This window comes from Chelatococcus caeni (genome assembly GCF_014196925.1).
GTDB lineage: Bacteria > Pseudomonadota > Alphaproteobacteria > Rhizobiales > Beijerinckiaceae > Chelatococcus_A > Chelatococcus_A caeni.
The window spans coordinates 1111524-1135217 of the sequence record NZ_JACIEN010000001.1; the positions used below are offsets into that span (position 1 = coordinate 1111524).

The 23694-nt window shown below is 70.0% G+C and carries 23 protein-coding genes; 9 read left to right on the forward strand and 14 right to left on the reverse strand.

From position 1 onward, the window contains the following. Positions 1–2: 2 nt before the first annotated feature. Both aroQ and GGR16_RS05350 read right to left on the reverse strand, forming a co-directional pair. Positions 3–461: a type II 3-dehydroquinate dehydratase gene (aroQ, locus tag GGR16_RS05345; protein ID WP_019402703.1), complete on the reverse strand. Its 459-nt coding sequence runs from the start codon at positions 459–461 to the stop codon at positions 3–5. Positions 462–597: 136 nt separating this feature from the next. Further along, on the reverse strand, positions 598–1377 hold the full coding sequence (locus tag GGR16_RS05350; protein ID WP_019402704.1) for a DsbA family protein: 780 nt from the start codon (positions 1375–1377) through the stop codon (positions 598–600). 259 nt (positions 1378–1636) lie between these two features. On the opposite strand from GGR16_RS05350, the gene GGR16_RS05355 reads away from it, so the two are divergent. Then, the gene (locus GGR16_RS05355; protein WP_183315914.1) at positions 1637–2797 is read left to right on the forward strand and encodes a pyridoxal phosphate-dependent aminotransferase; all 1161 of its coding nucleotides are present in this window, start codon (positions 1637–1639) and stop codon (positions 2795–2797) included. A gap of 51 nt (positions 2798–2848) precedes the next feature. On the opposite strand, the gene GGR16_RS05360 is transcribed toward GGR16_RS05355, so the two are convergent. The 8 genes from GGR16_RS05360 to GGR16_RS05395 form a co-directional block, all read right to left on the reverse strand. Next, entirely contained in the window at positions 2849–3430 is a 582-nt protein-coding gene (locus GGR16_RS05360; protein WP_246372827.1) for a GntR family transcriptional regulator, read from the reverse strand. Between the two features lie 214 nt (positions 3431–3644). Further along, entirely contained in the window at positions 3645–4391 is a 747-nt protein-coding gene (locus tag GGR16_RS05365) for an ATP-binding cassette domain-containing protein (protein ID WP_019402708.1), read from the reverse strand. A 62-nt stretch (positions 4392–4453) separates the two neighbouring features. Continuing rightward, positions 4454–5398, reverse strand: coding sequence for a sugar ABC transporter substrate-binding protein (locus GGR16_RS05370; RefSeq protein WP_183315915.1), 945 nt, complete (start codon positions 5396–5398; stop codon positions 4454–4456). A gap of 56 nt (positions 5399–5454) precedes the next feature. Beyond that, positions 5455–6396, reverse strand: a complete 942-nt coding sequence (locus GGR16_RS05375; protein ID WP_183315916.1) for an ABC transporter permease — start codon at positions 6394–6396, stop codon at positions 5455–5457. A 198-nt stretch (positions 6397–6594) separates the two neighbouring features. Next, positions 6595–8082: a xylulokinase gene (locus tag GGR16_RS05380; RefSeq protein WP_183315917.1), complete on the reverse strand. Its 1488-nt coding sequence runs from the start codon at positions 8080–8082 to the stop codon at positions 6595–6597. Between the two features lie 6 nt (positions 8083–8088). Next, on the reverse strand, positions 8089–8736 hold the full coding sequence (locus GGR16_RS05385; protein ID WP_183315918.1) for a DsbA family oxidoreductase: 648 nt from the start codon (positions 8734–8736) through the stop codon (positions 8089–8091). 11 nt (positions 8737–8747) lie between these two features. Beyond that, positions 8748–10010: an AMP-binding protein gene (locus GGR16_RS05390; RefSeq protein WP_019402713.1), complete on the reverse strand. Its 1263-nt coding sequence runs from the start codon at positions 10008–10010 to the stop codon at positions 8748–8750. Between the two features lie 13 nt (positions 10011–10023). Then, positions 10024–10218, reverse strand: coding sequence for a hypothetical protein (locus tag GGR16_RS05395; protein WP_156332797.1), 195 nt, complete (start codon positions 10216–10218; stop codon positions 10024–10026). 135 nt (positions 10219–10353) lie between these two features. Here GGR16_RS05395 and GGR16_RS05400 point away from each other — a divergent pair, with 135 nt between their 5' ends. Beyond that, positions 10354–11106 (forward strand): invasion associated locus B family protein, encoded by a 753-nt coding sequence (locus tag GGR16_RS05400; protein WP_019402714.1) that lies wholly within the window; start codon positions 10354–10356, stop codon positions 11104–11106. A gap of 96 nt (positions 11107–11202) precedes the next feature. On the opposite strand, the gene hspQ is transcribed toward GGR16_RS05400, so the two are convergent. Then, on the reverse strand, positions 11203–11532 hold the full coding sequence (gene hspQ / locus GGR16_RS05405; RefSeq protein WP_019402715.1) for a heat shock protein HspQ: 330 nt from the start codon (positions 11530–11532) through the stop codon (positions 11203–11205). 96 nt (positions 11533–11628) lie between these two features. Beyond that, complete coding sequence (locus GGR16_RS05410; RefSeq protein ID WP_183315919.1) at positions 11629–12672, reverse strand: HpcH/HpaI aldolase/citrate lyase family protein; 1044 nt, start codon at positions 12670–12672, stop codon at positions 11629–11631. Between the two features lie 253 nt (positions 12673–12925). Here GGR16_RS05410 and GGR16_RS05415 point away from each other — a divergent pair, with 253 nt between their 5' ends. Next, entirely contained in the window at positions 12926–13900 is a 975-nt protein-coding gene (locus GGR16_RS05415; protein WP_053193905.1) for an AEC family transporter, read from the forward strand. A 10-nt stretch (positions 13901–13910) separates the two neighbouring features. After that, positions 13911–15020 (forward strand): CaiB/BaiF CoA transferase family protein, encoded by a 1110-nt coding sequence (locus tag GGR16_RS05420; RefSeq protein WP_053193908.1) that lies wholly within the window; start codon positions 13911–13913, stop codon positions 15018–15020. On the opposite strand, the gene GGR16_RS05425 is transcribed toward GGR16_RS05420, so the two are convergent. Next, positions 15012–16247 (reverse strand): UbiH/UbiF family hydroxylase, encoded by a 1236-nt coding sequence (locus GGR16_RS05425; protein ID WP_183315920.1) that lies wholly within the window; start codon positions 16245–16247, stop codon positions 15012–15014. The two genes, GGR16_RS05420 and GGR16_RS05425, sit on opposite strands and share 9 nt — an antisense overlap. 173 nt (positions 16248–16420) lie before the next feature. Between GGR16_RS05425 and GGR16_RS05430 the strand changes: the two genes are divergently transcribed. Beyond that, positions 16421–17161, forward strand: coding sequence for a TerC family protein (locus GGR16_RS05430; protein WP_183315921.1), 741 nt, complete (start codon positions 16421–16423; stop codon positions 17159–17161). Here the strand turns inward: GGR16_RS05430 and GGR16_RS05435 are convergent, their stop codons facing one another. Next, positions 17162–18892 (reverse strand): SulP family inorganic anion transporter, encoded by a 1731-nt coding sequence (locus GGR16_RS05435; RefSeq protein WP_210289413.1) that lies wholly within the window; start codon positions 18890–18892, stop codon positions 17162–17164. A gap of 116 nt (positions 18893–19008) precedes the next feature. Here GGR16_RS05435 and GGR16_RS05440 point away from each other — a divergent pair, with 116 nt between their 5' ends. The 4 genes from GGR16_RS05440 to GGR16_RS05455 all read left to right on the forward strand — a co-directional run bounded on the left by GGR16_RS05440 (position 19009) and on the right by GGR16_RS05455 (position 23611). Continuing rightward, complete coding sequence (locus tag GGR16_RS05440; protein WP_026015325.1) at positions 19009–19983, forward strand: quinone oxidoreductase family protein; 975 nt, start codon at positions 19009–19011, stop codon at positions 19981–19983. A 121-nt stretch (positions 19984–20104) separates the two neighbouring features. Continuing rightward, on the forward strand, positions 20105–21613 hold the full coding sequence (locus GGR16_RS05445; RefSeq protein WP_183316352.1) for an ABC transporter ATP-binding protein: 1509 nt from the start codon (positions 20105–20107) through the stop codon (positions 21611–21613). After that, positions 21603–22697, forward strand: a complete 1095-nt coding sequence (locus tag GGR16_RS05450; RefSeq protein WP_019403293.1) for an ABC transporter permease — start codon at positions 21603–21605, stop codon at positions 22695–22697. The genes GGR16_RS05445 and GGR16_RS05450 overlap by 11 nt, the downstream gene beginning before the upstream one ends. Beyond that, positions 22694–23611: an ABC transporter permease gene (locus GGR16_RS05455; RefSeq protein WP_183315922.1), complete on the forward strand. Its 918-nt coding sequence runs from the start codon at positions 22694–22696 to the stop codon at positions 23609–23611. The genes GGR16_RS05450 and GGR16_RS05455 overlap by 4 nt, the downstream gene beginning before the upstream one ends. The last annotated feature ends 83 nt before the right edge of the window (positions 23612–23694 follow it).

Below are 23694 nucleotides of genomic sequence, written 5' to 3' on the forward strand. Positions count from 1 at the left end.
GATCAGTTGCCATCGGCACCGTGGCGCTGCCGCAGGATGCGCACGATGGCGTCGAGGGCGAGCTCGTAGCTCACCGGGCCGAAGCCGCAGATGACGCCGGCGCAGACGGGCGCGATGGTGGAGTGATGTCGAAAGGCCTCTCGGGCGTGCACGTTCGACAGGTGGACCTCGATCGCCACCGCATCGACGGCCTTGATGGCATCGCGCAGGGCAATGGAGGTGTGGGTGTAGGCCGCGGCATTGAGGATGATGCCGGCGCCGGCAAGGCCCGCCTCGTGGATGAAGCCGACGAGCTCACCCTCCACGTTCGACTGCCTGCAGGTGACCTCGGCGTCGAGGCGCGCGCCGAGCTCGACGAGGCGCTGCTCGATCGCGGCCAGCGTCAGGGAGCCGTAGGTCTGCGGCTCGCGAACACCGAGGAGGTTGAGATTGGGACCGTTGATGATGTGAACGGCGACCATGGGCTCTCTATGCCGTGGCGGACGGCGCGGCCGGGACGGCGCGCGAACCCGGCCCTCTTAGCGCGAAGCGCGTGGGAAAGAAAGACTTTGCGCGCGAAAGCCGCCTTGCTGCACCCGCTGCTTTGCGATGCCGTGCTCAGCACTCGCTCTTGCCGCAGCTGCGCATGGCGGCGATGCGCTGCTTGATGGGTTCGGCACCGACCGCGCCGGGGATGATCGCGTCGCCGATGACGAAGGCCGGGGTGCCGGTCAGGGACAGCTTGTCGCCGAGCTCCAGCGTCTCGGACAGCGCCTCGCGGATCTTGGGCGATTCCAGGTCCTTCTGCAGGCGTGCGAGGTCGAGCCCCATCTCCTTGGCGACGGCCATCGCCCGGTCCTTGCCGACCCGGCCGCGCGAGTTCATGAGGCGGGTGTGGAACTCGAAGTACTTCTCGCCGTCGAGCTGCTCCCGGACGGCGAGGGCGACGACGGACGCATCGACCGAATCGGGCCCGAGGATCGGCAGGTCACGCAGCACGACGCGCAGCTTCGGGTCGGCCTTCGTCAAAGCCATGACATCCCCGACGGCGCGCTTGCAGTAGCCGCAGTTGTAGTCGAAGAACTCGACAAGCGTGACGTCGCCCTCGGGATTGCCGACGACGATGCCGTGCGGCGACTGCGTCAGCGCCTCGGAATGGCTGGCGAGTGCCTGCTTCTGGGCATCCTCCTGCGCCTGCTGCTGCCGCCGCTCGAGCTCGACCAGCGCCTCCTGCAGCACCTCCGGGTTCTGGATGAGATATTCGCGGATGATCTTCTCGATGCCCGCCCGGTCCTGCGTGGAGATGTTGTCCGTCTGCGCCGAGGCGCCGAAGGCCGTGAGGCCGGTGGCGAGCCCGCAGGCGAAGAGGACGGGAGCGAACGAGCGAAGAGCGATCATGTCGGGTTCCTGAAACGGGGTAGGCGCAGCTTTCCGGCTCAGGGAGCACGGAAGGACGCCAAGATCAATTCACCAGCGCGTCACTGCGCCAACACCTCGTCATTTCTGGGGCATCCGGACCGCGGGGGGCAAACGGCCGCAGGCGAGCCTCCGTCGGCGAGCGCCTTGATTCGCGCCCGCGGCGTTGCCATCGGCGCGATGGACGGCTAAGCCGCCCAAGGGCCGAGTAATCGGCGAGACCTGATCCGAGAACCTGTCCATGCCGCTCCCTTCCTTGCCCGCCCGTCTCAGTCGCGTGTCGTCGTTCCTCGCCATGGACGTGCTCGCCGCCGCCAGGACGAAGGAGCGCGCAGGCGGGGACGTGGTGCACATGGAGGTCGGGCAGCCGTCGGCGCCGGCGCCGCGCCGGGTGCGGGAGGCCGCGCGCGCGGCGCTCGACATCGGGCAGATCGGCTACACGGAGGCGCTCGGCCTGCCGTCGCTGCGCGAGCGCATCGCGCGGCACTATCGTGACGCCTATGGCGTTGATGTCGCTCCGGAGCGCGTCGTCGCCACGACCGGTTCCTCGGCGGGCTTCGTGCTCGCCTTCCTCGCCCTGTTCGAGCCGGGCGCGCGCGTCGCCATCACGGCGCCCGGCTATCCGGCCTATCGCAACATCTTCGCGGCGCTCGGCATCGAGCCCGTCGACATCGCCGTCGATGCCGCAAGCGGCTGGGTGATGACGGCCGAGGCGGTGGAGCGGGCGCACCGGGAGGCGCCGCTCGCCGGCGTGCTGGTGATGAGCCCGGCCAATCCCTCCGGCACCATGATGGGGCGCGAGGCGCTCGCCCGCCTCGCCGACACCTGCCGACGCTCCGGCATCTGGTTCATCTCCGACGAGATCTATCACGGGCTGACCTACGACGCGCCGGCCGAGACGGCGCTCGCCGTCCATGACGACGCCCTGATCGTCAACTCGTTCTCCAAATATTACTGCATGACGGGCTGGCGCATCGGCTGGCTCGTGGTGCCCCATGCCCTCGTGCGCCCGGTCGAGACGCTGGCGCAGAACCTCTACATCTCGCCGCCCTATCTCAGCCAGGTGGCGGCCGAGGCGGCCTTCGACGCCGTCGAGGAACTCGAGGCGATCAAGGCCGGCTATGCGGCCAATCGCGCCTTCCTGCTCGAGGAGCTGGCGGCAATCGGCCTCGGCGAGGGGCCGCCCGTCGACGGGGCGTTCTACATCTACCGCGACGTCGCACGCTTCACGAACGATTCGCTCGCCTTCTGCCGCCGCATGCTGGAGGAGACGGGCGTCGCGGCGACGCCGGGCCTCGATTTCGACCCGGACAGGGGCGCGCGGTTCGTTCGCTTCTCCTTTGCCGGCTCGATGGAGGATTGCCGCCAGACGGTGGCGAGGCTGCGCGCCTGGCTGCGCTGAGGGCGCCGCCCGCCGCTCGGGCGCTGCGCCACCTGCAGCTTTTCGCCGCCGTCAGCTCATCAGCGACAGGCCGTGCCGGTGCAGGGCCTTGAGATGCTGCTGGACCGCGCGGCGCGCGCGTTTGACATCCTCGGCTTCGAGTGCGTCGACGATGGCGAGATGGTCGCCAAAGGATTTCTCGCGCCGGCCGCTCCAGCGCATCTCGCCGAACAGGCGCGTGGCGATGCGCAGCGAGCGGATGGTCTGCCGCAGGGCGCTGTTGCCGCAATGATCCGTATAGAGGCCCTGCACGGCCTCCTCGATCTGCAGGACGGTCTCCGGCGGAACCTTGCGCTCCGCCCTGGCGCTTTCGATCTCGGCGCGCACGCAGCAGAGCGCCGACTGATGCACGCGCCCGATGGCCAGGGTGGCCGCCTCCGGCTCCAGGAACTCGAGCACCTTCAGGCTCTGGAGGTATTCGATGAGGTCCACCTGGCGAACCACGAAGGAACGGTTCGAAGCCTTGGCGACCAGGCCCTCGCCCTCGAGGCGCTGCAACGCTTCCCGGAGCGGCGTGCGCGAAATGCCGAGCATGTCGGCGATGCGCGCCTCGACGATGATCTCACCACCCTTGAGCCGGTGTTGATAGATCATCTCCGAAACGGCGCGATGTGCCAAACATGAAAGGCTGGAATCAGCCTCTGCAACTGTACTGGATTCGTTAGTTTGCATATAGTCACCATTCAGCTGTCGAAAAGCTGTCAATGGTCGTTCAGATAACATTCAGGATTGGCGCCGGCGCGTCAGTCTGTGCTGGATTGCGGCCAAAAATACCTCAAAGAATGCATGATCGCGTGGGATCGATATATCAGCTTTCCTTGCCGGTCATGACCATATGGGCGAGGCCGTCGGCGTCGAGGCCGGCAACGGGCCGGTCGATGACCTTGCGGCCGCTCTTGAGGATGGCGACGCGCGTCGCCACCGCGGTGACGTCGGCCATGTTGTGGCTGATGAGCACGACGGTGCGGCCTTCGGCGTTGAGCTTGCGGATGAGGTCGAGCACCAGCGCCGTTTCCTTCACGCCGAGCGCCGCCGTCGGCTCGTCCATGATGACGACCTGCGCATCCCAGTGCAGGGCGCGCGAGATGGCGACCGCCTGGCGCTGGCCGCCGGACAGGCGCTCGACCGGCCGGTGCATGTCGTCGACCGCGACCGAAAGGCGGCCGAGATAGCCCTTGGCCAGGTCCTCCATGCGCCGCTTGTCCAGGATGTGGACGAAGGGCAGCAGCGGGCGCGTCAGTTCCGCCCCCATGAAGACGTTCTGGACGATCGACAGGCGCGGGGCGAGGGCGAGGTCCTGGTAGATCGTGGCGATGCCCTTCGCCAGCGCATCCTGCGGCGAGCGGAAGCTGACCGTCTTGCCGTCGAGCGTGATGGCGCCGGCGGAAGGCTCCTGCGCGCCGGAGATGATGCGCACCAGCGAGGACTTGCCGGCACCGTTGTCGCCGCAGATGGCGAGCACTTCGCCCCGTCCGATGTCGAGGTCGATGCCCTTGAGCGCGGCGACCGCGCCGTAGGACTTCTCGATGCCGCGCAGGGAAAGGACGGGCGCCATGGTTCTCGCCGTTGGGGTTGGGCGCGGCCGGCGGTTGCGGCCGCGCGGGTCAGCTTGCGGACTTACTTGATGAATTCCTTGACGTTCGTGGCGTCCACGAGCGTCGCGTCGGTGAAGAGATAGGGGCCCGCCGTCACCGTGTCCTTCGGCTGCTTCTTGACGACGATGGTGTCGATCGCCTCGACGGCGGAGCGGCCCATGCCCTCGAAGGGGATGGCGACGGTCGCCATCAGCATGCTCTCCGGATCGGCGATGCGGCGGTAGGTCTCGGGGCCGCCGTCGATGGAGACGAGCACGATGTCGCCCTTCTTGAGGCCCTGGGCCTGCATCAGGTCGTCGATGATGTAGGCCTGTCCGTCGAAGGAGGCCCAGATGCCGTTGATCTGGCCCTGGTTCTTGAGCAGCAGCGCCTGCATGCCGTTGCGCACGTCGTCGCGCCAGCTCTGCGTGCGCGCCATGCTGTGCTTGCCGATCTCCTTGACGGCCGTGTTCTCGGACAGGACGACGTCGAGCACCTTGCCGCGGATGCGCGTGCCGACATTGCCCTCGAAGCGCTGGGTGAGGACGTTGCCGCGGTAGCCGAGCTGGCCGAGCAGGTAGAGCGCCGCGTCGGCACCCACCTTGTATTCGTTCACCTGCACGTCCATCAGCGTGTGCGGGCTCGTGCCGGCCATGACGGTGATGACGGGCACGCCCGCCTTGCTGGCAGCTTCGAGCTGAGCGTCCGCCTCCACGGGCTTGCCCATGGCGATGACGATGGCGTCGACCTTCCGCGCGATCAGTGCATCGAGCTGCTCGGCATGTTTCGGCAGCGCGCCTTCGGAATTGAGCAGGGTGACGTTCCAGCCCTTCGCCTTGGCGGCCTCCGCCGCGGCGTTGGCGACGCGCGCATGCGTCTCCGACGACATCTGGAAGGCGACGATGCCGAGCTCGAAAGCCATGGCGGCATTGGCGGACAGTGCCAGCAGCGCCCCGGCTGCGGCGGCGATGAGAGACGTCTTCTTCATGGTTCCTCTCCCCAGCCCCGATCGATCCTCGATCAGTTGATCTTGGCGCAAACTCCCTACAGCTTAAACGCAGCTTTCTTCAGCGCCGTGGCAGACAGTGCAACGGAAACGATGATGATGAGCCCGAGCACGATGTCCTGCACGTAATAGGCGGCGCCCATCAGCACGAGCCCGTTGCCCAGCACCTTGAGGGTGAGCGCGGCCACGAGCGTGCCCGGCACGTTGGCTCGGCCCGGCTCGAACATGGTCATGCCGAGGAGCACCGCGGCGATGGCATAGAGGAAATAATCACCCGCCATGTTCGGCGCGGCCGAGGACAGGCTCGCCGTGAGGAGCACGGCGGTGACGCCGGCGAGAAGGCCCGAGAGGGCGAGGCCGAGGCGCTTCATGCGCCCGGTCGCGATGCCGGCGAGCCGGGCCGCCTCGTCCGCCTCGCCCGTCGCCGTCATGTGCACGCCCGTGCGGGTGCATTTGACGAGGAACAGCGCCCCGCCGACGACGAGGGCGAGCCAGATCACGAGGTGGGGGACGCCGAGCATGCTGCCGCGCGCGATGCCCGTGAACTCCGACGGCCAGCGCCCGACGAAGGCGACGCCCTGGGTGATCATGAAGGCGAAGCCCTTGGCGATCGCCGCGGTGCCGAGCGTGGCGATGAGCGAGGGCACCTTGAGCCGCGTGACGGCGATACCGTTGAAGAGGCCGGCACCGAAGGCGACGAGAAGGCCGGCCGCGACGGCGAGGAGCGGGGACTGGCCCGCCTGGATCAGCGCCCCCGTCACCACCGCGGCGAGGCTCGCCACCTCCGCCACCGACAGGTCGAGCTCCGACGTGATCAGCGCCAGCGTGAAGCCGATGGCGAGGATGGCGAGGAAGCTCGTCTCCTTGAGCACGTTGAGAAGGTTGGTCGGCGCCGCGAAATTCGGCGCAAAGGCGACGAAGAACAGCGCGAGGGCGAGCCCGGCGACAGCGGTGCCGTAGGTTTCGAGGAAGGAGCGCATCAGCGGTCGATCGCGCGGGCGATGCCGGCAAGGCGGCGGCGGGGAAGGGGCGCGAAGGCGGGAGACATTCTGCGGACGGCGGCTCGGCGGGCGCTGAGGCTGGCGGAGCGGGCATCGTTAGCAGACTGGGGATGCCCCGCAAGCAGAAAGGGCACGAATTGTGTGCGCCGCGCGCATGAATTGTGTGGCCGGCCGGCGTTACGTCGGCGTCTCGAGATGCGCGAGATCCGTCGTCAGCGGCGCCAGCATGGGGACGGCGCGCCGGAACTGCGCATGGAGCGCGTCATAGAACGGGCGCCGGTCGCCGCGCGGCAGGTGGCGGTGGGCGGGCCGGGCCATGCCCGCCTGTGCCGCGGAAAGATCGGGATAGGTGCCGGCGGCGACATGGGCGAGGGCGGCGGCGCCGACGAGGCCGGGCTCGCCCGCCGCGCCGACGACCACGGGCCGGTCGCAGACGTCCGCCTTCACCTGCGCCCACAGCCGGTTGGCCGCTGCGCCGCCGCCGAAGCGGATCTCGCTGCAGGTGATGCCGGCCGCAGCCTCCGCACGGGCCAGGACCTCGCGGTTGAGCAAAGCGATGCCCTCGATCAGCGCCCAGGCGAGGTCGCCCGCCCCGTGGCGGCGGTTGAGGCCGAGGAAGGCGCCGCGCATGGCCGGGTTCCAGTAGGGCGTTCGCTCGCCCTGCAGGAAGGGCAGGAAAAGCACCGGCGCCCGATCCCGCGGCAGGGCAAGCAGCGCCTCGAAGATGGCGGGGACGTCGGCGTCCTCGCCGCGCCAGCCGGCGAGCAGCTCCGCCAGCCAGCGCGCCGTGTCGGCGCCGTTCTGGCCGGGGCCGCCGATCTGGTTGAGGCCGTCGCCCCAGTCGATCGTCAGGAGCCCCTCGGCCGTCCGGTCCGCCGGGCTCATCAGGCCGAGCACCTCGGTGGTGCCGGAGATGTTGTAGGCAAAGCCCGGCCGCATGGCGCCGAGGCCGACGACCGCCGCCCACGTATCGTGCGAGCCGCAGACGACGGGCCGTCCCGCAAGCCGGGCGAGCGCCCCGCCCACATCCTCGCGGATGGTGCCGACCGTCGCACCCGGCGGCAGGAGCGGCGGCAGGACCGCATCGCTGATGCCGGCGCCCGCGAACAGGCTCGCCGCCTCTGCGCTTGCCGCACAGGCTGCCAGGCGCGCGGCGGAGATGGCATCGCTCGCCACGACACCAGTGAGGCGGGCGTTGATGAAGTCCTTCGGATCGACCACCCGCGCCAGCCGGCCGTAGGCCGACGGCGCGTGGCGCTGCAGCCAGGCGAGGCGGGCGAGCGGGTGGAAGGCGTTGACGTGCGCGGTCTCGGGATGGGCGGCATCGAGGCGCGTGCGCAGCTCCTCCGCGATCTCGGCCGCGCGCGCATCCCGCCACGTGATGGCGGCGTGGACGGGCGCCCCGGCCGCATCGAGGAAGACCTGCGTGCGCGTGACGCCGCACACGGCGACGGCCGTCGCGCCGGCGAAGGCTTCCGGCGCCGCGCGCGCGAGCTGCTCGGCCGCCGTGGCGAAAAGGTCCCACCAGGCGTCGGGGGCAATGCCACCGTCCTCGTGCTCGCCGGGCGAGGCGAGGGTGACGTCGTGCCGGATGGCGCCGGCTTCGTCGACGAGGGCGAGGCGGAAATGCGAGCCGCCGATGTCGCAGGCGAGGACGAGCGGCATCGCGGCTCAGCCCGCGAGGGTCTTGTCGATGACCTCGACGAGCGTTTCCGGAGCCTGGGCGCCGGAGACCCCGTAGCGCCCGTCGAAGATGAAGAACGGCACGCCGGAGATGCCCAGGCGCGCCGCGGTCGCGATCTCCTCCCGCACCGCGTCCTTGTCGTCCTCCGTCGCGAGCCTTGCCCGGACGTCCGCGGGATCGAGGCCGCCGCTCGCCGCGGCCTCCGTGAGGACGGCGTGGTCGCCGATGTCACGGCCGGCGAGGAAATAGTCAGAGAACAGGCGTTCGACGACCGCGTCCTGGCGGCCGAGCGGCTGGGCCCAGCGGATCAGCCGGTGCGCATCGAGCGTGTTGGGCGAACGCTCGATCGCCTCGAAACGGAAGGCGATGCCCGTGTCCGCGGCGGCGGCGCGGACGTTGTCATGCAGGGCGGCGATGCGTTCATCGTCGCCGAACTTGCGCCTGAGGTACTCCTTCCGGTCGATGCCGCCGGAGGGGATGGTCGGGTCGAGCTGGAACGGGCGCCAGTTGACGGTCACCGCGACATCCGGGCGCTGCGCGAGCGCGGCAGCGAGCCGCCGCTTGCCGATGAAGCACCACGGGCAGACCACGTCGGAGACGACGTCGATGACGAGGCTGGCGGAGGGCTCGGCCATGGCTTGTCCTTTCAGGCGGCCGGCGGCTCGGCTGCCTCGGATATCGCGAGAATGCGGGCGTCGAGGCTGTCGACCCGGTAGGGCAGGCGCCGCCAGCCATCGGCGAGGGCCGCGCCGTCCGGCCTCTCGAACCGGCCGACAGGCGCGATTTCGGTTGCGCCACCGCGCACCTCCAGATGGCCGCCGACGCCGCGGCGGGTATCGAGCAGCGGCTGGCCGTTCATCATCGGGCCCGGCTGCGGGCCGAGCATGAGGGCCGGCTGGCCGTTGCCGCTGCGCACGGCGCATAGCAGCGCGAGCTCGCCGATGTCGAGCACGTCGACGATATGGGCTTCGCCGGCGGCATCGGACGGCTCGGCGCGGAACGGCACCTGGTGGACGAAGGCGACCCGCCGGCGCCGGTCGCGCAAGAGGCCGCTTGCGGCCAGCGGCTGCTCCAGCCAGGCGGGCGCGACGAGGAGCGCCTGCGGATCACCGACCAGCCGGTCCGCGAGCGGTCGGCTGTCGAACAGCGCCTGCATGGTCAGCGGCGCGCCGCTGATGAGCGCGGCGGCGAGGCCGCAGGCGAGGCCGGCGAGATCGTCCGGCGCCAGCAGCGAGATGATCTGCTGGCCCGCACCCAGCTTTCCCGCCAGGACGAAGGGCAGGGCGCTCGCGACCAGCGAGGCCTCGCTGCGCAACAGGGGCGTGAGCCGGTCCGGACCGCTGAAGGTGATGACGCCGGGCGAAGCTGCGGCCGGGGCGGGCACCGGGTCCTCCGTCTCGGCCAGCACCTTGTCGAGCGCGACCACGCCGTCCGGCACCTTGTCGCCGAAGGCGGCGATGAAGCGCAGGCCGAAATAGCGCGCCGCGATGTGCCGGGCCATGTCGGCCGGCCGCATGCCCGCAAGCCGGCCGATGGTGAGCAGCGCCTGGACGCCCGAGGCCTCGCAGGCTTGGGCGAGGGCCGGCGCGTCCCAGCCGAGCGGCAGCAGCGTCGGGCAGAAGCCGGCGCGCATGGTGGCGAGAATGGCGATGCAGGCCTCGGGGCCGGAGGGCATCAGGATGCCGACGGCGGCCTTGGGGTCGAGCCGCACATTGCCGAGCACGGCCGCAAGGCGCGCCGACATCCGGTCCGCCGCTGCAAGGCGCATCTCCTCGCCGAGGATGCTCGCAACCGGTTCCGAGGAGGGCAGGGAGGCGAATGCCGGCCGCTCCGGCGAGCGGCGGGCCGAGCCGGTGAGGAGGCGGGTCAGGCTGAGGCGCGCCCAGATCTCGTCGTCGAGGGCGGCCACTCGCTCCTGCGCTTCACTGCGTGTTGCCGTCACTCAGCCTTGTTTCCCTTTTACGAATCGAGCGCTCCATCATGCGCATCTTGGCCGATTGTTGCCAACGAAAGGTCACCGGCCGGTGTCGTGTCTCGCTTTCAGGGCCGTAGAGCGCCTTCCAGCCCGCTGGCGCCCGGCGGCGGAACACGATAAAGGAGTGCGCGAGTCGTGTCATTCAATCGCCTCATTCGGCGCGGAATGCAGCGTCTCCTCGCGTGATGGTCGTTTCGCCGGCCGCAGCGGAGATCGTTCCGCCACCGAGCCAGTCCAACGGGCGCCGCGCCCGTCGAACCGTGAAAGAGGAATTCTAATGGGCCTCATGACGAACAACGCGGCGAAGCGCACGCCGCTCGCGATGGTTGCGGTCGTCGCAGCCGCAGCGACTGGCCTTCTGCCGGGTCTTGCCCATGCACAGCAGCAGCAGCCGGCGCCGCAGCAGCCCCAGCAACAACAACAACAGCAGCAGCAGCAGGGGCCGGCGATCGTGCAGGTCAAGCCGGAGCCGTCCCAGACGGACTGGACCAAGGTCTGCGGTCAGGACCAGGGCGCCAACAAGGAAGTCTGCTACACGACGCGTGACTTCGTGTCCGACCAGGGCCAGCCGGTCCTGGCCGTGGCGGTCTACGAGGTCAAGGGCGACCCGACGCGCATCGTGCGCTTCCTGATGCCGCTCGGCCTGCTCCTGCGCCCGGGCGTGCGCTTCACCGTCGATCAGAACCAGGCGACCCCCGGCCAGTACGCCATCTGCTTCCCGAACGGCTGCTTCGCCGAGGCGCAGGTGAAGGACGACTTCATCGGCCAGATGAAGAAGGGCAACACCCTCAACGTCAGCGTGCAGAACCAGATGGCGAACGAGGTGACCTTCGCCATCCCGCTCGCCGGCTTCACCAAGGCCTATGACGGCGCGCCGATCGACCCGAAGGTGCTCGAAGAGCAGCAGCGCAAGCTGCAGGAAGAGCTGCAGAAGCGCTCCGAGGAGCTGCGCAAGCGCCTCGAGCAGCAGCAGGGTGCCGCCGGCGCCAATGGCGCCGCCCCGGCCAACGGGCAGAAGCCGGCCCAGTAAGGGCTCGCTCGGATCGCACAAGACAAAGGCGCCGGTCATCCCGGCGCCTTTTCATTTGGCCTCTGGCTGGCCTCTTGAGGGCGGAAGCGCGTCGGCCTAGTTGTCGAAGCTGTACCGCACCCGGTAGTTGCCCTCGGCCGTGCGCTCGAAGATCTCGTCGACCTGCGGATGGCGTATCGGCTCCTGCGAGTGGTCGGGCTCGAGGTTCTGCTCCGAGACATAGGCGATGTATTCCGTCTCGTCGTTCTCGGCGAACAGGTGATAGAAGGGCTGGTCCTTGGCAGGACGCTGCCCCTCGGGAATGGCGAGCCACCATTCCTCGGTATTGTCGAAGGTCGGGTCGACATCGAAGACCACGCCCCGGAAGGGATAGATCCGGTGCCGCACGACCTGGCCGATGCCGAACTTTGCTGAACGCGTCTTCATGGTGCTTTCTGTCCCGTCTCCTAGGACATATAGAGGGGGGCAGGCGCCGTCAACGCGGTGCAGCAATGGCTAACTTTCGGCAGCAATGCGGTTTTTTCACAAATTGTAGAGCGCACGCCGGTCGGGGTCCTTGTCGGCGACCGCACGCGCGAGATCGACGATCACCTTGGCCTGCTTCCAGGTGGCGTCGTCCTGCATCTTGCCGTCGATCATCACGGCGCCGGTGCCGTCCGGCATCGCCGCGAGGATGCGCTGCGCGAAGGCGACTTCCTTCGCATCGGGGCTGAACACCCGCTTGGCGATGGCGATCTGCGACGGGTGCAGCGACCATGCCCCCGCGCAGCCGAGCAGGAAGGCGTTGCGGAACTGGCTCTCGCAGGCCGCCTCGTCTGAAAAGTCGCCGAAGGGGCCGTAGAAGGCCTTGAGCCCGTTGGCCTGGCAGGCATCGACTATGCGGGCGATGGTGTAGTGCCAGGGGTCCTGCTGGGCGCTGGCCCGCTCGGCGCCTTCTTCCCCGCGGTCGGCGAGCACCCGGTAGTCCGGATGGCCGCCGCCGACGCGCGTGGTCTTCATGCCGCGGGAGGCGGCAAGGTCCGCCGGGCCGAGGCTCATGCCGTGGAGGCGCGGGGAGGCGGCGGCGATGTCGTCGACGTTCTTGACGCCTTCCGCCGTCTCCAGGATGGCGTGGATCAGGATGGGCCGGCCGATGCCGTGCCGCGCCTCGAGCTGGGCGAGCAGCTGGTCGAGGTAGTGGATGTCCCACGGGCCTTCCACCTTCGGCAGCATCACGACGTCGAGCTTCTGCCCCACGGTCGCGACGATGGCCATGACGTCGTCGAGCATCCAGGGGCTGTTGAGGGCGTTAATGCGCACCCACAGGCCCGTCGTCCCGAAATCGCAGCGCTCGGCCAGTTCGATGAAGCCGGTGCGCGCGGCCTCCTTGGCATCGGCGGGGATGGCATCCTCGAGGTTGCCGAGCAGCACGTCCACCTCGCCGACGATCTCGGGCACCTTGGCGCGCACCTTCTCGATGTGCGGCGGGATGAAATGGATCATCCGCTCGAGCCGCGTCGGCAGCTCCCGGAAGGGCTGCGGCGCGCCGAGCGCCAGCGGGCGATAGAAGTTGCGCGGCAGTTTCATGTCGTCTCCACCCCTCGGATCGCCGGTTCCCGGCATTCATGCTGCAGTGCAATAGATACCAGTTGCACCGCGTCGTCCATTGGCCGGAGGGCGAATGAACGAAGGTGGGCCGGTCGCTTCTCCCGCCCGACGCCGGCCAGCGCGGGGCTTCCCGTGCATGGGGCCCCTGCGCCTGCGGCGGTTGTGCTGCCGGCCCCGCACGTTATGCCTTGAGCCTCGGGGCGGGCGCCACGCCGCCCGCCGGGAGCCCTCGATGACGGACCTTGCCGCGCTGATCAGCCTCGTTGCGCCCTTCTTCGGGCTCATCGCGCTCGGCTTCTATTGCGGCAAGCGGGTCCATATTCCCGAGGGCGGGCTCGCGTGGATGCAGTTCTTCCTCATCTACGTCGCGCTGCCGCCGCTGTTCTACCGGCTCATCGTCAACACGCCGATCGAGGAGCTCGCCAACTGGCCCTTCATCGCGGCGACGACCCTGTGCACCTTCAGCGCCTTTGCGATCTCGTTCTCGACGGGAATGGCGACGTCGCGCGGCGACATCTCGCAGGCGACCCTGCGCGGGCTCGCGGGCGCCTATTCCAACATCGGCTACATGGGGCCGCCGCTCGTGCTCGCCGCCCTCGGCAGCGGAGCGAGCGCTCCGGTGGCGCTGATCTTCGTCTTCGACAACATCCTGCTCTTCACGCTCGTGCCGTTCCTGATGACCATCGGCGGCGCCGACAAGCGCAGCTTCGCCGAGACGACGCGGGCCGTGGTCTGGCGGGTGGTGACGCACCCGTTCAACCTCGCCACCGCCGCCGGCGTCGCGGCGAGCTATTTCAGGCTCACGCTGCCGGACTTCGCCGACAAGATGGTGACCTGGCTCGCCGGGGCGGCCGCGCCCTGCGCGCTCTTCATCCTCGGGGTGACGGTGGCGCTCAGGCCGCTCGGGCGCCTGCCGCTCGAGGTGCCAGCCCACGTCGTCGTCAAGCTCATCATCCACCCGCTGCTGGTCTGGGTGGTTCTTTCGGCCTTCGGCGATTTCGATCCGGTCTGGGTCTATGCGGCGGTGCTGATGGCGGCGCTGCCGCCGGCCCTCAACATCTTCGTCCTGTCGACGCAGTACCGCATCGGCCTGGAACGCGCCTCGGCGGCCATCCTCGTCGGCACCGTCACCTCCATGGTGACGCTGACGGGCTTTCTCTGGCTCATCAAGACGGGCAGGATGCCTCACGATCTGTTTCCGTCGTGAGGGGCAATATATGGCGCATCTGCCGCTCGAGGGCCTCGTCGTCCTCGATTTCTCGACCCTGCTGCCGGGGCCGCTGGCGACCCTGATGCTTGCCGAGGCCGGGGCCGAGGTGATCAAGGTGGAAAAGCCGCAGGGCGACGACATGCGGCACTTCCCGCCGCGGCTCGGCGAGACTTCGGCGCCCTTCGCCGTCCTCAACGCCGGCAAGCGCAGTATCGCCCTCGACCTGAAGGACCCTGACCAGCGGGCGGCGCTGCGCCCCCTCGTCGAGCGGGCGGATATCCTCGTCGAGCAGTTCCGCCCGGGCGTCATGGCGAAGCTCGGCCTCGGCTACGAGGCGCTGAAGGTCATCAACCCGCGCCTCGTCTATTGCTCCATCACCGGCTTCGGGCAGGAGGGGCCGCGGGCGCAGGAGGCGGGCCACGACCTCAACTATGCCGCCGTGGCGGGGCTCCTGTCGCTCAGCCCCGGCACGACGCGGAGCCCGACGGTGCCGCCGATGCTGGCGGCCGACATCGGCGGCGGCTCGCTGCCGGCGGTGCTCAACATCCTCCTTGCCCTGCGCCAGCGCGACCTCACCGGCGAGGGCATGCATCTCGACATCGCCATGAGCGACGCCATGTTCACCTTCGCCTGGTACGGCCTCGCCCAGGGTCACGCCACCGGCCGCTTTCCGGGGGCGGGGGAGAATGTCCTCGCCGGCGGCTCGCCGCGCTACGGCCTCTATGCCACCCGCGACGGGCGCTTCCTCGCCGTGGGGGCCCTGGAACAGAAGTTCTGGGACACCTTCTGCGGCGCGCTCGACCTGCCGGAGGCCCTCCGGGACGACCGGCGCGATCCGGCGGCGACGCGTGCGGCGATCGCCGAGCGCATCGCCGCGCAGGACGCGGACGAGTGGCATCGGCGGCTTACCCCGCTCGACTGCTGCTGCACGGTCGTGGCGAGCCTCGACGAGGCGGTGCGCGACCCGCATTTCACCGCTCGCGGCCTCATGGGAGCGACCGCGGCGACGCCCGACGGCAGCCGCATTCCGCTCGCCGCCGTGCCCATCGACCCGCAGCTGCGCCGCGCCCGCGGCGAGCCGCGCCCGGTGCCGGCGCTCGAGCCCGGGTCACAATAGCGGGTCGGCGGCCCCGGCGCGGGACATCAGCCGCGGCAGGCGGGCGTGCGGGGCGAGCCCCTCGCGCATGACGAAGCGGCGCAGCGGCCCGATGAGATCGAGCGCGATGAGGCCGGCCCCGCGCAGGAGGTCGGCCGGGAGGAAATGCGCGAGCAGCGTCCGGTTCAGCGCGTCGACGCCCGTCGTCCTGAGGCGCACGTCGAGCCGCCGGCCGCGTTCGTAGGCTCCGAGGGCTTCCGGGCTGCCGATGTCGAGGCCGCGCGTGCGCGCATCGACCACGGCATCGCGCAGATTGGCGACGTCCCGCATGCCGAGGTTGAGGCCCTGCGCGCCGATGGGCGGAAAGACGTGGGCCGCCTCGCCGGCGACGGCGATGCGATCGGCGGTGAAACGCGCGACCGAAAGGCCGCTCATCGGCACGCGCCCGCGCCCGCCCTCGACGCGCATGCGCCCGAGCATGGACCGCGCCTGCCGCTCGACGGCGAGCGCGAAGCCTTCGTCGTCGCGCGCCGCGAGCGTCTCCGCCTGCTCGGGGCTGCACACCCACACGAGGCTGGAGCGCAGCCCCGGCAGCGGCACCAGCGTGAAGGGCCCCGAGCGGGTGTGGAACTCCGTCGAGGTGTCGCGGTGGTCGCGGCTGTGCGCGAGGATCGCGGTCAGCGCCGTCTGCGGATAGGACCATTCGCGGATGTCGATGCCCGCGTCGGCCCGCATGCGCGAGTTGCGTCCGTCGGCCGCCACGACGAGGGGCGCCCGGAGGATGCGGCCGTCGTCCAGGCTCACTTCGGCGAAGTCGGCACCGGCCGTGAAGGCGGTGGCGGACGCGGCCACGCGCGCGAGCCCACGGGTGTTGTCGGCGAGGGCGGCAAGGCCCGCGACCAGCGTCGCGTTCTCGATGTTGTAGCCGAAGGCGTCGAGGCCGATCTCGCCGGCGTTGAAGGTCACCGGCGGCGGGCGGAAGAGGTTGTCCGTCGCATCGACGAGGCGCATGTGCGCCATGGGGGCCGCCTGCATCTGCAGGCCGTGCCAGGCGCCGATGGCGTCGAGCAGGCGGATGGAGGCATCGAGCAGCGCCACCGTGCGTCCGTCGCGCGCCGTGCGCACCTCGCCGACGAGCGTGGTGCGGAGGCCTTCCTGCGCCAATGCGATGGCGAGGGCGAGGCCGGCCGGGCCGGGGCCGACGACGATGACATCGGCATCCGCCGCCGGGGCTTTCCGTTTCGCCATCGCACTCCTCCAGCTCTGCTGCGCCTTGCGCCGCAACTCCGTCTCTGGGCTACCGCAAGGTGGGCGCTGATGCCAGAGGGCCGGCTGCCGCATGCCACTGCAGCAGGATTGTCGCGGCTTCCGGGCCATGCTTTCCTGCCCGGCAGTGCCTCATCCCGACGGAGCTCACACGCATGTTCGAATGGGTGGCCAATCCCGCCGGCTGGGCCGCGCTCGTCACGCTCTCGGCCATGGAGATCGTGCTCGGCATCGACAATGTCGTATTCATCTCCGTGCTGGTGTCGAAGCTGCCGCGCGACCAGGCGGAGCGGGCCCGCCGCATCGGCCTCCTGCTCGCGCTCGTCTTCCGCGTGGCCCTGCTCTTCGCGCTCACGGCCATCATGCGCCTGACGGAGCCGGTCTTCACCATCCTCGGCAACGGCTTCTCGTGGCGCGACATCATCCTCATCGCCGGTGGCGCCTTTCTCATCGCCAAGGCCACCCACGAGATCCATGCCGAGATGGAAGGCCCGGACGAAACCGAGCGGCGCGGCACGGCGCCCGGCGCCTTCACGGCGGCCGTGGCGCAGATCACGGTCATCGACCTCGTCTTCTCGGTCGATTCCATCGTCACGGCCATCGGCATGGCGCAGGACGTGTCGATCATGATCATCGCCGTCGTCATCGCCATGGCGGTGATGTATGCGGCCTCCGGCCCCGTCAGCCGCTTCATCGCCCATCATCCGACCACGAAGATGCTGGCGCTGTCCTTCCTCATCCTCATCGGCGTGTCGCTGGTGGCCGAGGGCGGCGAGATCCATATCCCGCGCGGCTACATCTATTCGGCCATGGCCTTCGCCGCGGCGGTCGAGGCGATCAACGTCATGGCCGGCCGCAAGCGGCGCAAGCACGCCAGGGGGCGCGGGGAGGCCTGATCAGAGCGTGGCGAGCGCCCGGCTCGCCGCGTCGCGCGCCGCCGCAACGCTGGCGGCATAGCGCACGAGCGGCACCTTCAGCCCCTCATGCGCCAGCACCCTCCTGACGGAGGAGCTGGCGCCGGCAATATAGAGCCGGGCCCCGCGCCGCGTCGTCTCCTGAGCGATCGACAGGAGCGCGCGGGCCGCCGTCGAATCGGCGAAGGGCACCTCCGACAGGTCGAGCACCAGCGCCTTGGGACGGCTGCCGATGCGCTCGAGGATGGCGCCGACATTGCCGGCGGCGCCGAAGAAGAGCGGACCGGCGATGCCGTAGACGACGATGTCCGGATCGGCGACGCGGCCGCTGTCGTAGACCTCCCTTGCGCCGGCCGGCGCATCCGCCTCGTCCTCCATGCCGAGCGAGGCGTGCCGCTCCACGGCGACGAGCTCGCCCATGCGGTGCATGAAGAGGAAGCTGCCGAGCACGACGCCGACGGCGATGCCCTCCGTCAGGTCGCGGAAGACGGTGAGGAGGAAGGTGGCGAGCAGCACCACGGCCTCGCCGCGCGACCGGGTGAGGATCGACGCGAAGGCGTGCCGCTCGGCCATGTTCCAGGCCACCACGGCGAGCACGGCCCCGAGCGCCGCCAGCGGCACATAGGCGGCGAGCGGTGCCGCCACCAGCATGAAGACGAGCAGGAAGAGCGCGTGCAGCATGCCGGAGACGGGCCCGACAGCCCCGGCGCGCACGTTCGTCGCCGTGCGGGCGATGGTGCCCGTCGCGGTGAGGCCGCCGAAGAGCGGCGAGGCGATGTTGGCGATGCCCTGCGCCACGAGCTCGCAGTTCGAGCGGTGGCGCCGCCCCGTCATGCCGTCGGCGACCACCGCCGACAGGAGCGATTCGATGCCGCCGAGCAGCGCGAGCGCCAGCGCATCCGGCAGGACGGTGAGCACCTTGTCGAGCGACAGGGCCGGCATGCTCGGTGCCGGCAGGCCGCGCGGCACCTCGCCGAAGCGCGAGCCGATGGTCTCGACCGGCAGGCCGAAGGCCCAGGAGGCGAGGGTGGCCGCAAGCACCACGATGAGGAAGGCCGGCAGCCGCGCATCGATGCGGCGCACGAGGATGATGAGGCCGATCGAGGCGACGGCGAGGGCGATGGTCGCCCCGCTCGCCGTCTCGCGCACCTGCCACAGCGCCTCGACCTTCGGCAGGAGGGCCGCAGGCTCGGGCCCGGCCAGCGTCAGGCCGAGGAGCTCCTTGAACTGGCTCGCCAGGATGATGACGGCGATGCCGGCGCTGAAGCCGACCGTCACCGGATGCGGGATGTACTTGATGTAGGTCCCGAGCCGAAGAAAGCCGATGAGGACGAGCACGAGGCCGGCGATCATCGTGGCGAGCAGGAAGCCGTCATAGCCGTGGCGCTCGATGGTGGCGGCCACGAGCACGATGAAGGCGCCGGCAGGACCGCCGATCTGGAAACGGCTGCCGCCGAAGGCGGAGATGAGAAAGCCGCCGATGATGGCGGTGGCGAGGCCCTTGTCGGGGCTCACCCCGCAGGCGATGGCGATCGCCATCGACAGGGGCAGGGCGACGATGGCGACGGTCAGGCCCGCCAGCGCGTCGGCGCGCAGCTGCGGCAGGCCGTAGCCCTCGCGCAGCACGGTGACGAGCTTGGGCGTGAACAGGTCCCGCAGGCTGGGAGACGGCCTCGGAGACGGTCTCGATGACGTTTTTGCCTGCTGAAGCATGGGGTTTGGCCCTGACGCAAATTACAAAATGTATTTGTAGTATATAAGCCGGGAGCCGCATTGCCTACGACGGCATTGCATATCTAACATGCAATGCAACACGAGGGATGGAAGCCGTGAAAGCAATCCGCATTCACCGCCACGGCGGGCCAGAGGTGCTCGCCTATGAGGACGTCGACATTGGCCAGCCGGGTCCCGGCGAGGTCCGCGTGCGCAACATGGCGATCGGCCTCAACTTTATCGACGTCTATTTCCGCACCGGCGCCTACAAGCCGCCGGGCCTGCCGTTCACGCCCGGCAACGAAGGGGCAGGCGAGGTGGTGGCGGTGGGCGAGGGCGTCGGCGATTTCGCTCCGGGCGACCGCGTCGCCTATGCCGCGACGCTCGGCTCCTACGCCGAGGAGCGGATCGTGCCGGCCCATTTCCTGGTGCACCTGCCCGGCGCCATCGACTTCGAGACGGGCGCGGCCATGATGCTGAAGGGCCTGACGGCGCAATATCTGCTGCGCCGCACCTTCCGGGTCGAGGCCGGCCACACCATCCTCGTCCATGCGGCGGCGGGTGGTGTCGGCCTCATCCTGACCCAGTGGGCGAAGCACCTCGGCGCGACGGTCATCGGCACCGCCGGCTCGCCGGACAAGGCCGAGCTCGCACGGCAGAACGGCTGCGACCACGTCATCGACTACCGCAAGGAGGACTTCGTCGCGCGGGTGAAGGAGATCACGGGCGGCGAGGGCTGCCACGTCGTCTATGACGGCGTCGGCAAGGCGACCTTCCCGGGCTCGCTCGATTGCCTGCGCCGCTTCGGCTATTTCGTCAGCTTCGGCTCGGCCTCGGGGCCCATCGAGGCCTTCGACATCCTGCTCCTGGCGCAGAAGGGCTCGCTCTTCGCCACCCGGCCGACGCTGTTCACGCATCTGGCCACGCACGAGGACGTGGTCGAGATGAGCAACGATCTCTTCCATGTGGTCGAGAGCGGTGTCGTCAAGATCCCGATCCACACCCGCATGCCGCTCGCCGAGGCGGCCGAGGCGCACCGCCGCCTCGAGGCGCGGCAGACGACCGGGGCGACGGTGCTCCTGCCTGAGTAGAGCTTCATTGGCACGGATCCTGCCTCCTCGGGCGGGGCGAGATACGGGGCAGGGCGGCGTGACGGAGTTGGGCGCAACAGCGGGCGCGGGGGCGGATGAGACGGGGCCGCCGCTCATCGCCATGCACGGCATCACCAAGGTCTTTGGCTCGCTCGTTGCCAACGACCACATCGACCTCGCCATCCGGGCGGGGGAAATCCATGCCCTGCTCGGCGAGAACGGCGCCGGCAAGTCGACGCTCGTCAAGATCCTCTACGGCCTGCTCGAGCCGACGGAGGGCGAGATCCGCTGGCGCGGCGAGCCGGTGCGCCTCGCCGGGCCGCAGGAGGCGCGCTCCCTCGGCATCGGCATGGTCTTCCAGCATTTCTCGCTGTTCGAGAACCTGACGGTGGCGGAGAACATCGCCGCCGCCATGCCGCCTGATCTGTCGCTCGCCGAGGTTGCCGCGAAGGCGCGGGACGTGTCGGGCCAGTACGGCCTGTCCGTCGACCTCGACCGGCCGGTGTGGACGCTCTCGGCCGGCGAGCGCCAGCGCATCGAGATCATCCGCTGCCTGCTGCAGGACCCGCGGCTGATCGTGCTCGACGAGCCGACCTCGGTGCTGACGCCGCAGGAGGCGGACCGGCTGTTCGTGACGCTGGAGCGCCTGGCGGCGAGCGGCTGCGCCATCCTCTACATCTCGCATCGCCTCGAGGAGGTGCGGCGGCTGTGCTCCTCGGCCACGATCCTGCGCGCCGGCCGCGTCGTCGCCACCATCGACCCGCGCGCCGTCAGCGCCCGCGAGATCGCCGGCCTGATGGTCGGCACCGCCCTGCACGACGTGGTCGCCGGGCGTGGTGCCGCCGAAGGGGCGCCGCGGCTCGTCGTACGCGGCCTCTCGCTCGCCTCAGAGAAGGCGCACGGCCAGGCGCTGCGAGACATCGAGCTTGCCGTGCGGGCGGGCGAGGTCCTCGGCATCGCCGGGGTTGCCGGCAACGGCCAGGGGGAGCTTTTCGCGGCCCTCTCCGGCGAGCGCCTCGCCCATGGACCAGACGTTGTCGCCATCGATGGCAAGCCCGTCGGGCATCTCGGCGTGACCGAGCGGCGGCGGCTGGGCGCCGCCTTCGTGCCGGAGGAGCGGCTCGGCCACGGTGCGGTGCCCGATCACCGCCTCGCGGAGAACACCCTGCTCTCGCGCCATGGCACCGGCGGCCTCGTCTCGCGCGGCTTCGTGCTCGCCGATGCGACGCGGGCGCTGGCGACGCGCATCATCGAGACTTTCGACGTGCGCAAGGAGGGCGCGGACCCGCGCGCCCGCACCCTTTCCGGCGGCAATCTGCAGAAATTCGTCGTCGGCCGCGAGATCCTGCGCGAGCCGGGCGTGCTCGTCGTCAACCAGCCCACCTGGGGCGTGGATGCGGGCGCCGCCGCGCTCATCCGCCAGGCGCTGGTCGATCTCGCCCGCAGTGGCAGCGCCGTCCTCATCATCAGCCAGGATCTCGACGAATTGTTCGAGATGGCCGACCGCATCGCCGTCATCCACGCCGGCGAACTGAGCGCGCCGGAGGCGACAGGCGACCTCACCCGCGAGACGGTCGGCCTGCTCATGACGGGCGCCGCGGCACCGAAGGGGACCGTCCATGCGCATTGAGCTGCAGCAGCGCCAGGCGCCCTCGGCCATCGCGCGGCTCCTGGCGCCCGTGCTGGCGCTGGCCGCCGCCTTCCTGCTCGGCGGCGTCGTCGTCGCGGCCATGGGCCGCTCGCCGCTCGCCGCGCTCGACGTTTATGTGCTGCAGCCCTTGTCCGACCCGTGGGCGCTGCAGGAGATGGTGGTGAAGGCGACGCCGCTGGTGCTCATCGCCGTCGGCCTGTCCTTCTGCTTCCGGGCCAACCTGTGGAACATCGGCGCCGAGGGCCAGTTCGTCGTCGGCGCCATCTGCGGCAGCACCGTCGCGCTCGCCACGCACGGCACGGAGGCGGGCGCCTGGGTGCTGCCGGCGATGCTGCTGCTCGGCACGCTCGGCGGCATGGCCTGGGCGAGCGTGCCCGCCTTCCTGCGCGCGCGCTTCGGCGTCAGCGAGATCCTGACCAGCCTGATGCTCGTCTACGTGGCCGAGCTGATCCTCGACTATCTGGTGCGCGGGCCCTGGCGCGATCCCAAGGGCTTCAACTTCCCCCAGTCCGTCACCTTCGACGAGGCGGCGACGCTGCCCTTCCTCACCGACGGGGGGCGCCTGCATGTCGGCATCCTCATGGCGCTCGTCGCCGTCGTCGTCGCCTTTGTCGTGATGGGCCACACCATCTTCGGCTACCGCCTCAGGGTCACGGGCGAAGCGCCTCGCGCCGCACGCTTTTCCGGCTTCAGCGAGCCGCGCACGACCTTCATCGTCTTCGCCATTTCCGGCGGCCTCGCCGGGCTTGCCGGCATCGTCGAGGTCGCTGGCCAGATCGGCCAGCTGAAGCCGTCGATCTCGCCGGGCTACGGCTTCACGGCGATCATCGTCGCCTTCCTCGGGCGCCTCAACCCCTTCGGCATCCTGCTCGCCGGCCTCGTCATGGCCCTGACCTTCATCGGCGGCGAGGCGGCGCAGATCACGCTGCGCCTGCCGTTCGACCTTACGCGCACCTTCCAGGGCATCCTGCTGTTCTGCGTCCTGGGTGCCGACGCGCTCGTCACCTATCGCGTGCGGCTCGTGCGCGGGGCGCCGGCACAGGCGGCCGGGAGGGCGGCATGAGCATCGTCGAGGCCATTCTCCTCACCATCGTCACGGCCTCGACGCCGCTCCTCATCGCGGCGCTCGGAGAGCTTGTCACCGAGCGGTCCGGCGTCCTCAACCTCGGCGTCGAGGGCATGATGGCGATGGGCGCGGCCTGCGGCTTCGCGGGCGCCATCCTGTTCGATTCGACCCTTCTCGGCGTCCTCTGCGGCATCCTCGCCGGTGGCCTGACGGCGGCGCTCTTCGCCTTCGCCGTGCTCGGCCTCGCCGCCAACCAGGTCGCCTCGGGCCTGGCGCTGACCATCTTCGGCCTCGGCCTGTCCGGGCTCATCGGTGCGCCCTTCATCGGTGCCCGGCGTGATCCCATCACGCATCTGCACATCCCGGGCCTCACGGACCTGCCGCTCGTCGGGCGCCTGTTCTTCGGCCAGGACGCCTTCGTCTACGCCTCGCTCCTCTTGTGCCTCGGCGTCGGCTGGTTCCTGTTCCGCACCCGCAAGGGCCTTCTCCTGCGGGCGGTGGGCGAGAACCAGACCTCGGCCCATTCCCTCGGCCTGCCGGTGCTGCGGGTGCGCCTGCTCGCCATCCTCTTCGGCGGCGCCTGCGCCGGTCTCGCGGGGGCCTATCTTTCGCTCGTCTACACACGCTTCTGGTCGCCGGGCATGACCTCCGGGCGCGGCTGGATCGCGGTCGCGCTCGTCGTCTTCGCCGCCTGGCGGCCCGACTGGGCCTTGTTCGGCGCCTATCTCTTCGGGGCGGCGACGGTGCTGCAGCTCCATGCGCAGGCGGCGGCGATCGGCATCCCGTCCCAGGCGCTGTCGGCCCTGCCGTATCTTGCGACGATCGTCGCGCTCGTCGTCCTCTCGCTCGGCCGGCGGCGCGACACCGGCGCCCCGGGTTCGCTCGGCGCACCTTTCGTGCCGGACCGATAGCTTGCTAAATTCGTCCGTCCCGCCATGCCGGAGAGGGGACGTCGCAGGGGGCGGCGTCCTGCGGGGCGGACAAGGCCAGCCCC